This window comes from Phyllobacterium ifriqiyense (assembly GCF_030817885.1).
GTDB classification, from domain to species: Bacteria; Pseudomonadota; Alphaproteobacteria; order Rhizobiales; family Rhizobiaceae; genus Phyllobacterium; species Phyllobacterium ifriqiyense.
This window is the reverse complement of the sequence record NZ_JAUSZT010000002.1, coordinates 373,889-387,772: the sequence shown is the minus strand read 5'-3', so window position 1 is coordinate 387,772 and position 13,884 is coordinate 373,889. Positions and strand designations below refer to the sequence as shown.

The window sequence follows — 13,884 nt, the reverse complement described above, 5'->3', positions numbered from 1 at the left end:
TTCAGATTTTCGGCAAGCCGGGAGGATTGGTACGTGATCGTTCAAGCGCTTCAGGCGTCAACTGCCAGCGCTGCAGCAACTGCGCATATTTACCGTTATCAATCAGTTCATTGATAGCCGCGGTCAGGCTTTCAGCTATGCCACTTCCCTTGCGTGTCGTGATGGCGACATCCGCAACCAGTGGCCATCCTGCGTTGACGGTACCGACTAGCTTGATCGTCCCCTCACTCGCTGCACGATAAGCCTGTGTTGCATTGGGATTAAATTCTGCATCGGCACGGCCAGACTGAATGGCAAGCGCACTGACGGCTTCGTCATCGTAATATTGCAATTGCGCAGGTTTCAGGCCTTTGGCGAGATTCTGCTTGTCCCACTCGAGAAGGATTTTCTCCTGGATCGTGCCGGAACTTGTAATGATTCTGAGGCCCGCAATATCTTTCGGTTCTTTGATCGACGTTATGGAGCTGTCGGATTTGACGTAGAATCCATGCAGGCCCTGCCGATAGGTTGAAAAATCGAATTTCTCCTTGCGCTGCTCGGTCACACCTACGTTCGAAATTACCGCATCGAACTTGCCTGACTGCAGGCCAAGTGGCCAATCGGCCCAAGCAACCGGAACGAGCTCTAACTTTTTGCCAAGCGTGTCCGAAACCAGAAGTGCAAGATCAGGGTCATAGCCGACAACAGTCTTCGCATCAGTTGCGTAGGTAGCGAGCGGTGGATTATCCACTGCAATGCCGACGGTGAAGGTGCCGTCCTCAACGAATTTGAAGGTTGTAGGTATGGCAGCAACGACCTTTTCACTCTTCTCGCCTCGTAATCGCCCTGGTTGTTCAGGACTGAGATCGAGTGCCCTTGCGTAGGTCGACAATCCGATTGCCACGATAAGAGCGGGCAAAAGGAGGCGTGGCAGAAGGTTGGAGTACTGCTTCATATCGAAATCCCTGATTATAGAACTTTTGCAAGAAATTCGGCTGTCCGCGGGTTTGCGGGCCGATTGAGCACCTGATCAGGTGCTCCGGATTCGACGATTTTCCCGGCATCCATGAAAATCACTGTGTCTGCAACTTCACGAGCAAAACCGATCTCATGGGTAACAATGACCAAAGTCGTTCCTGAGAGCGCCAATTCCTTGATCACATCAAGAACCTCGCCAACTAGTTCCGGATCGAGCGCTGATGTGGGCTCGTCGAACAGCAGCACTTTGGGGCGTAGGGCAAGTGCCCGCGCAATGGCCACACGCTGCTGCTGGCCCCCAGACAACTGCCTTGGATATGCATTGATCTTATCGCTGAGGCCAACACGGACAAGCAACTCGCGCGCGAGGTTCATCGCTTCGGGTCGGCTGAGGCGATTGAGGGACACCGGCGCTTCAATGATGTTTTCAAGGACGGTGAGGTGCGGAAAGAGATTGAAGCTCTGGAACACCATGCCGATATCGGCGCGGCGCTTGAGAATTTCCTTCTCCTTTAGCTCATAAAGTGTCCGGCCACTTTTGCGATAACCGACAAGTTCATCGTCCACGGTGATGAAGCCGTCATCCACACGCTCAAGGTGGTTGATCGTGCGTAGAAGCGTGGACTTGCCAGAGCCGGAAGGCCCTAGAATGGCTGTTACGCTTCCAGCCTTGATGTCCAACCGGACATTGTCCAGCACTTTCAACAGACCGAAACTTTTGGACACACCATGTATCCTGATCGCTCCGGGCGCACGCCACTGGGTAAACGATGATTTCGATGTACCAGCCTTCGGGACGGAGGTGCCGCTGAAAACTGCCGGGAACGGAGGGCGTGCGAGGATTGACGCACCGAAAAGTCGGCGGAGCAGCGGTCCGAACAAAGGTGCAGGTGCGTTGCGAAGCGCGCCCTTAGAGAAATGACGCTCGATGTAATATTGGGCGACTGAGAGCACCGTCATGATGATCAGGTACCAGACAGTTGCAACCATCAGCAGTGGCACAACCTCAAGGTTGCGGCGATAGATGACCTGCACGGTATAAAACAGTTCCGGCAGCGCGAGAACGTAGACCATGGACGTTCCTTTCGCCAAGCCGATGATCTCGTTGAAACCCGTAGGCAGAATTGTACGCATCGCCTGCGGAAGCACGATGCGGAAAGCTTGCCGTCGACGCGAAAGCCCGAGGGCAGCAGCGGCTTCCAATTGTCCCTGATCAACGGAAAGGATACCCCCACGGATAATCTCCGACGAGAACGCCGCCTGATTGAGACTAAGCCCTATGAGTGCGGCGGCAAATGGACTTAGGATTGAAACCATTGGATATTCGGCAAAGCTGATATCCGTGTAAGGGACACCAATTCGTACGGTTTCATAAAGGTAACCGAGATTGTTGAGGATCAGCAGCAGCACGATGAGAGGGATGGACCGCAACAGCCAGATATATGCCCAGGAAAGACCGGATAGCAGTGGTGATTTTGATACACGTGCGAGTGCCAGTGCAGTACCAAGAGCAAAGCCGAGAACAGATGCCAATGCAGTGAGCAGCAATGTTCTCACTAGACCCGCAAGCACTGGTTCCGCAAAGAACCACTCCGCAAAGACGTCCCACCCCCATTTCGAATTGGTCAGTATTGATTGCAGCATCGCGATGATCACGAATGCTGCAAAAAGTGTTCCAAAGAAACGGGTTGGATATTTCGCCTTTACGATCTTGTAGTGAGTGTAATCTTCGCCGGAGCTTGGAGTTACCTTCAAGGAATGAGCGCTCGAATAGTCTGTCGCGATCGCCATATGGTTGCGCTCCTCTTAAAACCACTTTTGCCAAGAAATCCAACACGCGAAGAATATTCCGATCGGATTGTTTTTTACTCGACTGATTTAGTAGTTTTTAGAGAATATAGTCAAAGATGGATGCTGCGTATGAGGTGGATAATGGGAAGCTTTGTTGCAAAGTTCGTCGTTTCTTGAGTATGAAATCCCATTATCGCGGTAGCAGCGGGATGAGCTCCAAATCCCGCTCTCAGGCAGCTTGTGTTGTGGTTTTGGAAAGTTTGTCGACGATTGGCAACCCGCCGTCAATCCCCAGATGACTGATGTCTTTCTCGAAAGCCAAGTGACCGTAGATTTCCGGATCGACATCAACATCAAATAGCGCGGTATAGCCCGATCTCAGATAGAGCTGAGTGGCCTCTGGTTGTCGAAACCCGGTGGTAAGATAAATGCGCGAATAACCTTGACGTGATGCCTGCGCCTCAAGTTCATAAACGACTTTTCGGGCCAAGCCCTGCTTGCGCAGATCGGCATGAGTCCAGATGCGCTTTAACTCGGCGGTACGTTCGTCATAGCGCTTGAAGGCGCCCCCGCCAATGGTTTTGCCATCGCGCAGGAGCAAGAGAAATGCACCATCCGGTTGTGCGAAATATGATGCTGGATAGCGGCTGAGTTCGTTGCGGGCGGGCTCGCCGAAATAGTTTCCATACCGGCCTTCATATTCCTCAATAAGTGCCTCGATAAGTGGCTGTGAACGCTCGTCGTCTGGGGTGGTGTAAACAAACACGTCAGTCATGGCTGGCGTCCTTTCGCAGTTCAAGATGGCTTGTTGCTGAGGTAGTCTTCAGTCAGCTTGACCCAGTAGCGGGCAGCCGGAAGGATGATGTCGTCATTGAAGTTGTAGTGCGGGCTATGGAGTGGCGCACTGTCGCCATTACCAATAAAAAGATAGCTGCCGGGCCTGGCTTCAAGCATGAAAGCAAAATCTTCGCTTGCGGATATCGGGCGGAAATTGCTTTCGATCCGGTCCACGCCGAAATGGTTGATTGCTGTCTGGCGCGCAAATTCCGTCTCGGTGGGGTGATTGACAAGAACCGGATAGCCGCGGGGGTAATCTACTTCCGCGGAAGCGCCATAGCTTTCGGCCTGAGACCGAGCCAATACCTCGATGCGTTTCTTGATTTGCTTTCGCACGTCGGCACGGAAAGTCCGCACGGTCAGTTCGAGTTCGACGCTATCCGGGATGACGTTTGGCGCTATGCCAGCATGAATGGTCCCAACTGTGACAACAGCAGCATCCAGCGGATCAATGTTGCGCGAAACGATGCTCTGCATCGCAAGAATAAATGACGCACTGGCCACGACTGGATCGATCGTTTCCTGCGGTCGTGCTCCATGACCGCCTTTGCCAACGATACGGACTTTGACCAGATCGACGGAGGCCATGGCAGGTCCAGTCAGAAAACCAAATTGGCCTATAGGGATTCCAGGCCAATTGTGCAGGCCGAAGACAGCATCACACGGGAACCTTTCAAAGAGCCCTTCCTTGATCATACGGCGAGCACCTGCTCCACCCTCTTCCGCTGGTTGAAAAATAAGATTCAATGTGCCTGAAAAATTGCGTGTTTCCGCGAGATAACGAGCGCTATGAAGAAGAATGGTCGTGTGACCATCATGGCCGCAAGCATGCATTTTTCTCTTGAAGGAGCTGGCATAAGGAAGGCCTGTTGCTTCCTCTATCGGCAATGCATCCATATCAGCGCGTATGCCTAAAGTTTTCGGTCCATTGCCATTTTGCAATTTTCCGACAACGCCAGTACCACCAATGCCGGTTGTGACGTCGTAGCCCCACGCACGAAGTTTACCCGCGACAAGTTCGCTAGTGCGATGCTCCTCATAGGCCAGTTCGGGATGACGATGGAGGTCATGGCGCAGCTCGATTGCTTCACCAAGCGAGTGCTCCAATGCCTCCTGAACGCTGTCGGGAGCCGAAGCCATTTAGACAGATTCCTTCACAGCTGGACTTGTCGTTACGGCAACAGTTTGTTTGGCGTAACGACTTCGACGGAACGGCAAACCGAGATGGTCACGCAAGGTACTGCCCACCAGGCTTGAACGATGATAGCCTCGAGCTTCCAGGATCGGCAGAACTTCGCGAGCAAAATCATCAAGCCCGGTGGCAAGAATCTGGAAACCCAGAATGAAACCGTCGGCGGCACCATTCTCTATCCAGCGGATCAGTTCGTCCGCCACTTTTTCTGGTGTTCCCGTGAAACCGTTGCGCGGAGTGGTAACTTCGAGAGCAACCTCGCGCAGGGTTTGAGCTTTTGCCTTGGCATCACGCTTTATCCGGTCCGTGGTCGAGCGGAAATTATTCTTGCCAATATCGCCAAGTTCGGGAAACGGTGCATCAAGGGAATAGGCGCTGAAATCATGATGATCGAAGAAGCGACCCAGATAGGCGAGCGCCTCATCTATCGTAACTAGATCGCGAATTTCCCGATATTTGGCTTCGGCCTCTTCTTCTGTCGATCCAACGATCGGCGCAATACCCGGGAAAATGAGAATTTCATCGGGGTTGCGGCCACTGGCGACAGCGCTTTCCTTCAACTGTCGGTAAAGAACCTGCGCGTCTTCAATAGGCACAAGATTTGTGAAAACACCGTCCGCATGCTTTCCAGCCAGCTTGATGCCGTCGTCAGAAGCACCGGCCTGAAAGACGACCGGCTGTCCCTGCTGTGAACGTCCGATGTTCAAAGGGCCTTCCGAGTTGAAGAAGCGGCCATGATGATTGAGTTTGTGCAGCTTGGTATAGTCGAAAAACTGCCCGGTTGTTCGATCGCGCGTAAAGGCATCGTCGTCCCAGGAGTCCCAAAGCCCTTTTACGACATCGAGATGTTCCTCTGCTATTTCGTAGCGCAACGCATGATCGGGGTGATCCCGCCCGTAATTCTTGCCGGACCCTTCAAGCGGGGATGTCACCGCGTTCCAGCCCGCACGGCCATTGCTGATCTTGTCAATCGAGCCGAATTGCCGAGCTACCGTAAATGGATCGCTATAGGACGTCGATAGTGTCCCAACGAGTCCGAGCTTTGTCGTGGTGGCTGCCAGCGCTGACAGGATGGCAATGGGTTCGAAACGATTGAGAAAATGTGGGATGGATTTTTCGTTGATGTAAAGTCCGTCCGCGATGAACGCAAAGGCAATACCCACACTTTCCGCCTTGCGTGCCTGTTCGAGATAGAACGGAAAATTCACGCTTGCATCCGGCGGAGAACTTGGATGTTTCCAGGAATTCATATGGCCACCCGGACCTTGCAGCATGATGCCGAAATGGATTGGCTTCTTACTCATTGCAACTCTCCAAGATCACGCAGCAAGCGCATATTGTGCTTGAGCCAGAATTTGTATTGACGAAAGGCGCTTGGCGGCATCGCGTATGGGCGTGTCTATGATAAATTCGCCGATACCGAAGCGTTCGTGCAGGCGATCAAGCTCTCCAAGCACTTTACGGGCAGAGCCGCGAATGACATTTGGCGTTTTCTTCTCGATACGATAATTGCTCACGCCAGCTTGTCGTGCATATTCCTCAGCTTGTTCGACACTTCCGACAGTTACGCTCTGACCACCATCGACATGCACCTTAAAATGGTTGATATCACCCACCAGCCGTTCCGCTTCGCTGTCGGTTTCAGCGGCAACGACACCAACGGCCAGCAGTGGTTTTTGCCCCGGCGCCTTTTCAACATAGGTATCCAAAGTCCGCTTCAACACTTCTTCGTCGCCGTTCAAATGGCTGGCGAAGACGAAGTCCCAGCTTTGTTTGGCCGCAAGCGCAGCACTGTCGGGGCTTGCTCCCAGCAGAAACCGTTCAGCTCCATGTGCCGGTATAGGCGTCGCCCTGACGCTTGCCAAAGGATCGTTCTCCGGCAAACCTTCCTTGAGGAACGCGCTCAATTGTTCAAGTTGCGCCGAAAAATCCTGCTTTTCTGCGCGCGGGTTCAAACCCTGTAAAGCCCGGGTCGAGAACGGGAGACCTCCCGGTGCTTTTCCGACACCAAGATCAATACGGCCTGGCGCAAGATTCGCCAATACATTGAAATTCTCGGCAATTTTGTATGGGCTGTAATGCTGCAGCATGACACCACCCGAACCAATACGAATCCGGGACGTGTGTGCAGCAATAAAAGCGATTAGTATTTCAGGCGATGAACTAGCGACGTCCGGTGTATCATGATGCTCGGCGACCCAAAAACGACGAAAGCCCCACTCTTCTGCCTGCTGGGCCAAAGCGACGGTCCTTTTCAGAGCAGCACTGGATGGCTCACCATTAAAAATTGGACTTTTATCGAGTAAACTGAGTGCATAGCCCATTTTGAGGAAGTGCCTCCATTGCATAAAGACGACCTTTCGACACGCGAAAGACCATCTAGTTTCGGAGCTACCTAGATTTTCCCTTAACTGTTGAACCGTCAAAGAACGGCTTGCTAAAAATTCGGCGAACTACAGAAATAACTGTCAGCCTTCCATCTCTCCGGAAAATGACAGACAGTGATGTGCTCGCGGTGTGTTTTTTTACGGGGATGCTTACTTATTGATAATGAGCGGCGTGATCTGGCCTTGCAGTCACAAACGGCACGCCCTTGGACGGCGCTTCATTTAAGCTGACAAGACAATCAATCGCAGTAATCAGCTAAATATTAGGTACTAACTACCCGTGAACAAATATATTTACCCCAGAACAAGTTACTTGACAGTGGTTTTTACGAAGAGTTTACTAAAATTCAAAACAAATACCATAATATAAGATGCCGCAGCTTTAATTTATACTTGCGTTCGGCTCAACAGAGTCTGAAAAGGTGTATCGTGTCAAACAGCAACATATCCTTGCTTGAAAGTACTGCTCCGCATGAAAACCGGGCCTTCATCGACCGACACCCCGTGGTGGACCAATGCCGATCTGTATGGCAAGAATTTAACCTGCGCATCCCTCAAATAGCATTCTATCCTGACACGGTCATTCCGCATTCCCGTTACTTTCGCGAAGTATTTTCCGTCGTCGATAATAATGACATTGATGCGGTTTTACTTACCAACGAAAGACAATCATTCGGTCTGGAAAGATTTCGAAGCGCAAGAGATCTGTTTCTTGTTCCGGTGGTGAACGTATCCGGCAAACCGAGCGTAGTTGCTGACGTGGATTTTAGCCTGAAGGCCCCCAAATCATGGGTGGAGACTGCAAGCTGCATTAGAAAATTTCGCGACCGCCGCGCTCGCTTATCGAGCAGATTTCTGTCGCCCACCGCACCCGCTGTAAGAATGATGGCTTATTTGTTCGTTTCCGGAGAAGATCTAACCCCGGTCAGGCAGCCCAATTCGCCGTACTATTACGCATATAAGGGTTTTCCCAATACAGCTTCTGCAACTATGGTCGCAGAGGCCCTGGCCAACAAAGGATGGCTTGAGCGCAGTTTTTTCGAGAGATATTATAAATGCGCTGGTTGCCAATCTCACCGATTGACTGTCAGGGAAGAATGCCCTGCCTGTCGTTCGCCCCAACTATCAGAAGCAGATCTGATCCATCATTATAGCTGCGCCCAATTGAGTCCGGAGGCGGACTTCCGCCGCGGAACGGCGCTTATATGTCCCAAATGTAGCAAGCAATTGCGCCACTATGGCAAGGATTATGACAAGCCTGGACAGATTCAGGTGTGTGCCCGGTGCAAGAACACGACTTCCGAGCCCGTCATTGGTTTTCTGTGCCAGGATTGCGGGATGCACGTCAGCGGCGATGCAGCCAGCGTAGCGGATGTGTTTTCCTATTCCTTGTCCAATCAATCCACTGCCCTGCTTTCCAACGATGGCGAAGACGTCGATCGATTTCCGATTGCTCAACTACGTTATCTCCCGGAAGAACTGCAAAAGAAGATTGCGCAGCTTTCTTCCTTAACCGGGGCCGCATCGGATTTCACGCTGGCTGAGGTTCACTATGGTTGCCGTGACCAGATGCTCAAAACGCGAGGTGAAAGCGACTTCATTGCGATGCGGAAACTACTTGCAGACAATCTTCAAGGCATACTTGGCGAAGTGGGATCTGTATATTCGTCTCGTGAGCGGGAGTACATCCTGTTTTCCGGATGCGACGAATCCGGTTTTACTGACTATTTGAAAGAGGCGCTTGACCATGCCGAGTCTGTTCTTTCCGATAAACTGAACCCCACCTTGCTCGTTTTGTGGGGCACACGCGAAAAAGCACTGTCGTGACCGATCTCGAGATCGGCCTGTCATTTCTCCTGGCTCAAACTGGCTCGAGCCTGGTTACCGTCTTCTGGTACACACTTATATTCGACGTCCCCCGATATGTCGTGCCATTTGCGATAGCTGCCATGAGCTTGCGGCATCAGGAGAGTGATGACAGGGGCCGGTCTTTATTCCAATCGCCCAGAGTCAGCGTCGTCCTTATTGGACACAACGAGGCTGACTCAATCGGCGCCTGCGTGAATTCCTTGATGGAGCAGTCATTCCTTGATTTCGAGATTATCATTGTTAGCGACGGTTCAACAGACAGAATGAACAAAGTCGCCAGCAAAATGGTGCAAAAGGGTTTGGGAACTTGCATTCTTTCTACTGGAATTCGTGGGGGCAAGGCAAGCGGGACCAATCTGGCATGCACAATAGCCCGTGGCGACATTATTATAAACATCGATTGCGATTGTTCATTTGACCGCTTTGCAATTGAGCGCCTGTTGGAGCCGTTTTCGGATGAGCGGATCGGAGCAGCGTGCGGAGACATTGCCCCACGCAACGGCGGTGTCAGCCTTGTTTCACAGTTTCAGGAAATAGAATATCTCGAGTCAATTTCGGTTGGAAAGCGGTTCAGCGCAGCCATTGGTCAAATAACCTGCGCATCCGGTGCTTTCAGTGCTTTTCGCAGAACAGCTCTTGATGAAATCGGGGGCCTTGACGTTGGCGGCGGCGAAGACCTCGATGTCACGCTGCGGCTTCGCCGGGCTGGATGGCACATCGGATATGTGCCGAATGCCGTGTGCTATACAGATGTGCCGGCGACATTCTATGCCTACATCAGGCAGCGGCTGCGTTGGGAGCGTGACGCAGTGTGGATCCGGTTTAGAAAGCACCGTCGACTGCTTAATCCGTTTGACCGCAAGTTCAAATGGGCCGAAGCGTTTCATCAATGGGATTTTCTGGCATTCGGCGTAGCTGGCACAGTCATCTTCCCGATTTATTTATCGTGGCTGGCAATCAACTTCGGTGCCCTTGCCATTCCGATTCTCGTCGCGATGCAAATCGCCTTGCTTGTTCTGGACGCCGTCATGCTTGCCCTGGCGTGCTGGACAACGGGCCGCGCAAGCTTCTGGCGCAATATTCTGTTCCTTCCTGGTTACTCCATTTTCATGTCCTACGGCATGCGTTCGGTGCGTTTGCTGGCTTATATCGATGAGTGGTTTTTTCGAGGTTCACATCGCGATAACTACACGCCGGAAAAAGTGCGTCATGAGCGTGCGTGGTAGGGTGACACAATGAAGTACATTCGCAAACGCCCACGCATTGACAATCTCGATCGGCAACAAAGAAAGGGATCTGGCCGCCTGAGCAGATTTGTCTATCTCTTTATGCTGGCAGCACTGGTGCTAACGCTCGCGAATTATCTTGTCGGCGGCATGTTTATCTTGTCAGCCGACGGCATCGTACTGGCAGAGCGTTACATTGTGTCTGCCAGCTATCCCGCCACAGTCGACAAGGTGTTGGTGAGTGAGGGCGATAGTGTGACACAGGGAACCCCTCTTCTTCGGCTCACATCATTCGACATGGTGAAAGAGATCGCAGAACTTTCTGTACGCACAAGTGAACTTGCAGTGCGGGGGGGAGAACTTCGAGGGAAGGCAGCCAAGAACAAGTCACTATTGCCCCTGGCAGAGCGGTCAGCACATGAAAGCAACGATGCAATCTTGCGGCTTGACCGGGTATCGACGCGAGGACTTGTGCTTGCAAATCGGAGGGATGAAGCCTTGACGGCCAACTACAACGCCGCAGAACGCTATGCTCAACTTCAGGCGGAGTTGCAGGTCACTGCAAATGAACTCCAAGTGGTCGAAGAGTCACGGCAGGTTGCGTCCAACGCAGTTTACAAGATGAAAACAATATATGGAGACGGCAAGGTAACGGCAGTGGTTTCGGGTGTTGTGGGCTCAAAAGTTCCGGTTCCGGGCCAGGTCGTCCGTCTGGGCGATGAAATGCTGCAAATCAATGGGGGGAAGGCCTACCTGTTTGCTTACTTGCCAGATCAGTATCTGTTTCCTGTTACCAAGGGCATGAGGCTTCAGGTAAGCGGCGGTAGCGAGCGGGCGACAGGAACTGTCGAAAAAGTATTGCCGATTGCCGATGCTCTGCCGGCTGAGTTTCAGAATTTATTGCGCCCACGCGATCGATCCCGGCTGATCCGGATTGCACTACCTGAAAACCATCCCTTTGCGGTCACCCAGAAGGTCGTCATCAAAGGATGCATGTTCGGTTGGTGCTGGGTTCGCTAGTTGCAGACATGCACAAGCCCATTGTGGTCTCGGAAAACGAGACAATCCACGCCGAAGGCAGCGACGTCGATGTTACCCATCAGACGCAGCTGCCTCAACAAAGCGGTTGGCCGTTCAAAAACAGAATAGCCGCTGTAAAACAAATTTGCCCTAGCGGACTTCCTTAACGTAGATGTCGGCTTCAATCGCCGCCTCTACAAAGATGAGTCTCGCTGCTTCCACCGAAGCGATCCCCGTTTGGGCTTCGTAGCATAGGACACGGGCCTCCATATAAAGAGAGGCTTTCTTCTTCGGCCACCCGGACAGCAAAAACGATGCAGCATCACGTATGGATGCAATCGTCTCATTTCTGCCAAAGTGATTACTTTCCACAATTACCGGCTGAAAGGTAAGATTTGTCATTATGCCCCTGCCAATGCTATGCGCGCTATCGTCGAACGACGCGGCTCATGATTTTTATTTAATAATTAATTAATATCTTGGTCCCCGTGACTCCGGCGTGACATTGTCAAATGCGCACTTGCGTTGACGGAACTGGCAATTCTCAAATCAAGCCGCTTTCCAAAATAGCAGCGTCTTCACGACGATCGCTTCTGGTGCATCCTCCTGCACCAGGTGCTTTGCATTCGGCACTGGCGTTAATGATACATTCATGCGGCGCGCCAGCTCATGTCCGTCGGCAATCGGAATCCATTCATCTTCCTCGCCCCATATTATTATTGCCGGACAGCGCATTTCTGCGAAGCGGCCTTCTATTTCCTCTCTGTATTTATCATCGATCTGAGCGACCTGCCGCCAGAATGCTTTCTGGCCATTGTCCCCAAGCCATGGCGCCAGATAGAGCTGCATCTCATCCTCACGCAAAGTATTGACGACAGCGGTGCCGATATAGGCTCGCAGCATCGTGCAGATATGCTGGCAGTCCGGCAAATATCTGCTCATGCGCCTTGGCAGCCTGCACCAGGGGCGAGCCCTGAGGGCTTATCGCAACTGGATCGATCAGAACGAGCGATCGATAATTTAATCCATTCATTAGATACGCGCGCAAGGCCGTCGAGCCACCGAAGTCATGGGCAACGATATCGGGTAAATCAATGCCCCAATGATGAACAAGAGCGGCAAACAACTCATTTTGCAAGCCGCGTGATACGTCGGCATCAGGTTTGTCGGAATGCCCGTAGCCGAGCATGTCGAAGTAAAATATACGCCGTTCATTGGCCAGCCATGGTACGATGCGACGCCACACAACCGAAGAAAACGGTGTGCCGTGAGGACTACCGCTGGAGGACCGTTTCCGACCACGCCCCAAGCAATGGAATGTCCATCAATCGTTCTGGTAATCGTCAGTCACTGACAGACATTTTCTAATCCCGTGTTCGGACTGCGTTTTCATAAACGTAACGGGCAACAGCAAGTTCCGTGTATAGTCGGTTCCGGTGTCTAATGAGCCCTCGCGCATACATTTAAAAGCAAGAATTTGCATAAAATTGACACGATAGTTCGAGCGGAACATTAAATCCTGTTGATTAGAGTAGGCTCCAGAATAAGAACATTGGAGGCTACCTAATGATATTTTCCATGACTCGCCATAATACTCTGAAATGGGTAGTGGCAACAGCAATCGGGCTGACAGTTTCAGTTCTCAGCCTGAATGCGCAAGCCGGAGAAATCCGCAAACCAAAAGAAGAAACCCGGACAGTTTATCTGGTCAAATATCGGGTTAACAATGAAATTCGTTATGCGAAGAAGCCTATTGGCAAAATCGTGAAGGTGTCTGCTTCGCGATATATGAACAGCAATCCTTATGTTTGTACACCAAGCGGCTTTGGACAAAAGTCGCGTTGCTACAATCCAGGTGTTTTCAAGCGGCCGGATGCATAAGGGACTTTGTAATAGAGCTGCCGCGCCTAGAGCCATTCTTGTTTAAATAGAAGCAACAAAGGCTCTAAGGCATGCGCGGCAACAGTTATATATTTATCAGCGATTGCCTTTGAGACGAGACACTTCCTTGCTCACCCGATCGCCTTCGACCAGTTTGAGCGCTTCATCGCCTTCTTGAGCGGGATTGTGCCGGAATACATACCAACTGCCGCCCAGATTTGGCTTTTGATAGATGACGCCATCCTTTTCCCGGTGCAGGAAGCATGTGACAGCGCCGCTTCCTCCCTCTTTGCTGGACCACAGTGCCCGCAGACAGAGTTTCCCTGCGTTCGTGGCATACCAACGTCCCTCGCCATAGGACCACGCTGCGCCCTTGCGCGACCATGCAGCGAACTTCTTTTGATCATCGGAAAAGAAACCACCACCGGTTTTCCACTTCCACGTGTGCCCGGCATAGAGCTTTTCGAGCGCCGTGGCCTTCATCGGCGACGCTGCAGTGGCAAGTTTTGCCGTCGCGTCGTCAGTTTCTGCTTTGGATGCAGCGCCGGCATTGCCTGCCAGCAATAGAACGGAAAACGCCGAACTTACGATAATTGAACGGATCGGATACATTTTATTTTCCTGACTAACAGATCGGATCCCGCGAGAGTCTTAAGGCTCCCTCATAGGAATCGCATGAACACAAAGGTGGAAGCGGATCGCCGACAGATAAAATCGTCGAACC

14 protein-coding genes are annotated in these 13,884 nt (G+C 51.9%); 4 read left to right on the top strand and 10 right to left on the bottom strand.

Annotation, left to right across the window (positions count from 1 at the left end; all coding sequences use genetic code 11):
- Position 1: 1 nt before the first annotated feature.
- From QFZ34_RS03430 to QFZ34_RS03405, 6 genes are all read right to left on the bottom strand, one after another.
- The gene (locus QFZ34_RS03430) at positions 2-934 is read right to left on the bottom strand and encodes an ABC transporter substrate-binding protein (protein ID WP_307276978.1); all 933 of its coding nucleotides are present in this window, start codon (positions 932-934) and stop codon (positions 2-4) included.
- A 14-nt stretch (positions 935-948) separates the two neighbouring features.
- Entirely contained in the window at positions 949-2,748 is a 1,800-nt protein-coding gene (locus tag QFZ34_RS03425; RefSeq protein ID WP_307276975.1) for an amino acid ABC transporter permease/ATP-binding protein, read from the bottom strand.
- Positions 2,749-2,977: 229 nt separating this feature from the next.
- A complete protein-coding gene (locus QFZ34_RS03420; RefSeq protein ID WP_307276971.1) occupies positions 2,978-3,523 on the bottom strand; it encodes a GNAT family N-acetyltransferase in 546 nt (181 codons plus the stop codon).
- A 20-nt stretch (positions 3,524-3,543) separates the two neighbouring features.
- Entirely contained in the window at positions 3,544-4,725 is a 1,182-nt protein-coding gene (locus QFZ34_RS03415; protein ID WP_307276968.1) for a M20 aminoacylase family protein, read from the bottom strand.
- Positions 4,726-6,081: an LLM class flavin-dependent oxidoreductase gene (locus QFZ34_RS03410; RefSeq protein ID WP_307276965.1), complete on the bottom strand. Its 1,356-nt coding sequence runs from the start codon at positions 6,079-6,081 to the stop codon at positions 4,726-4,728. It lies immediately after the preceding gene.
- A 15-nt stretch (positions 6,082-6,096) separates the two neighbouring features.
- Positions 6,097-7,101 (bottom strand): LLM class flavin-dependent oxidoreductase, encoded by a 1,005-nt coding sequence (locus tag QFZ34_RS03405; RefSeq protein WP_307276962.1) that lies wholly within the window; start codon positions 7,099-7,101, stop codon positions 6,097-6,099.
- 456 nt (positions 7,102-7,557) lie between these two features.
- Here QFZ34_RS03405 and QFZ34_RS03400 point away from each other — a divergent pair, with 456 nt between their 5' ends.
- The 3 genes from QFZ34_RS03400 to QFZ34_RS03390 are packed head-to-tail and all read left to right on the top strand — an operon-like array spanning position 7,558 to position 11,279.
- Positions 7,558-8,991: a TackOD1 domain-containing metal-binding protein gene (locus QFZ34_RS03400; RefSeq protein ID WP_307276959.1), complete on the top strand. Its 1,434-nt coding sequence runs from the start codon at positions 7,558-7,560 to the stop codon at positions 8,989-8,991.
- Positions 8,988-10,259, top strand: coding sequence for a glycosyltransferase family 2 protein (locus tag QFZ34_RS03395; RefSeq protein ID WP_307276956.1), 1,272 nt, complete (start codon positions 8,988-8,990; stop codon positions 10,257-10,259). Before QFZ34_RS03400 ends, QFZ34_RS03395 begins: the two co-directional genes overlap by 4 nt.
- A 9-nt stretch (positions 10,260-10,268) precedes the next feature.
- Complete coding sequence (locus QFZ34_RS03390; RefSeq protein ID WP_307276953.1) at positions 10,269-11,279, top strand: HlyD family secretion protein; 1,011 nt, start codon at positions 10,269-10,271, stop codon at positions 11,277-11,279.
- Between the two features lie 150 nt (positions 11,280-11,429).
- Here QFZ34_RS03390 and QFZ34_RS03385 read toward each other — a convergent pair whose 3' ends face one another.
- From QFZ34_RS03385 to QFZ34_RS03375, 3 genes are all read right to left on the bottom strand, one after another.
- Entirely contained in the window at positions 11,430-11,681 is a 252-nt protein-coding gene (locus tag QFZ34_RS03385; RefSeq protein WP_115054876.1) for a DUF982 domain-containing protein, read from the bottom strand.
- A 147-nt stretch (positions 11,682-11,828) separates the two neighbouring features.
- A complete protein-coding gene (locus QFZ34_RS03380; protein WP_307279031.1) occupies positions 11,829-12,221 on the bottom strand; it encodes an alpha/beta fold hydrolase in 393 nt (130 codons plus the stop codon).
- Positions 12,136-12,525, bottom strand: a complete 390-nt coding sequence (locus QFZ34_RS03375; RefSeq protein ID WP_307278890.1) for an alpha/beta fold hydrolase — start codon at positions 12,523-12,525, stop codon at positions 12,136-12,138. Before QFZ34_RS03375 ends, QFZ34_RS03380 begins: the two co-directional genes overlap by 86 nt.
- Positions 12,526-12,857: 332 nt before the next feature.
- On the opposite strand from QFZ34_RS03375, the gene QFZ34_RS03370 reads away from it, so the two are divergent.
- Positions 12,858-13,160 carry a hypothetical protein gene (locus tag QFZ34_RS03370; RefSeq protein ID WP_307276949.1) on the top strand — a complete coding sequence of 101 codons (303 nt, stop codon included), beginning with the start codon at positions 12,858-12,860 and terminating at the stop codon, positions 13,158-13,160.
- Positions 13,161-13,256: 96 nt separating this feature from the next.
- Here the strand turns inward: QFZ34_RS03370 and QFZ34_RS03365 are convergent, their stop codons facing one another.
- Positions 13,257-13,772 carry a DUF995 domain-containing protein gene (locus tag QFZ34_RS03365; RefSeq protein WP_307276946.1) on the bottom strand — a complete coding sequence of 172 codons (516 nt, stop codon included), beginning with the start codon at positions 13,770-13,772 and terminating at the stop codon, positions 13,257-13,259.
- Between the last annotated feature and the right edge of the window lie 112 nt (positions 13,773-13,884).

Coding starts and splice junctions, on each gene's coding strand:
- QFZ34_RS03430 (WP_307276978.1), bottom strand. CDS start 934: ATGAAGCAGTACTCCAACCTTCTGCCACGCCTCCTTTTGCCCGCTCTT.
- QFZ34_RS03425 (WP_307276975.1), bottom strand. CDS start 2,748: ATGGCGATCGCGACAGACTATTCGAGCGCTCATTCCTTGAAGGTAACT.
- QFZ34_RS03420 (WP_307276971.1), bottom strand. CDS start 3,523: ATGACTGACGTGTTTGTTTACACCACCCCAGACGACGAGCGTTCACAG.
- QFZ34_RS03415 (WP_307276968.1), bottom strand. CDS start 4,725: ATGGCTTCGGCTCCCGACAGCGTTCAGGAGGCATTGGAGCACTCGCTT.
- QFZ34_RS03410 (WP_307276965.1), bottom strand. CDS start 6,081: ATGAGTAAGAAGCCAATCCATTTCGGCATCATGCTGCAAGGTCCGGGT.
- QFZ34_RS03405 (WP_307276962.1), bottom strand. CDS start 7,101: ATGGGCTATGCACTCAGTTTACTCGATAAAAGTCCAATTTTTAATGGT.
- QFZ34_RS03390 (WP_307276953.1), top strand. CDS start 10,269: ATGAAGTACATTCGCAAACGCCCACGCATTGACAATCTCGATCGGCAA.
- QFZ34_RS03385 (WP_115054876.1), bottom strand. CDS start 11,681: ATGACAAATCTTACCTTTCAGCCGGTAATTGTGGAAAGTAATCACTTT.
- QFZ34_RS03380 (WP_307279031.1), bottom strand. CDS start 12,221: ATGAGCAGATATTTGCCGGACTGCCAGCATATCTGCACGATGCTGCGA.
- QFZ34_RS03370 (WP_307276949.1), top strand. CDS start 12,858: ATGACTCGCCATAATACTCTGAAATGGGTAGTGGCAACAGCAATCGGG.
- QFZ34_RS03365 (WP_307276946.1), bottom strand. CDS start 13,772: ATGTATCCGATCCGTTCAATTATCGTAAGTTCGGCGTTTTCCGTTCTA.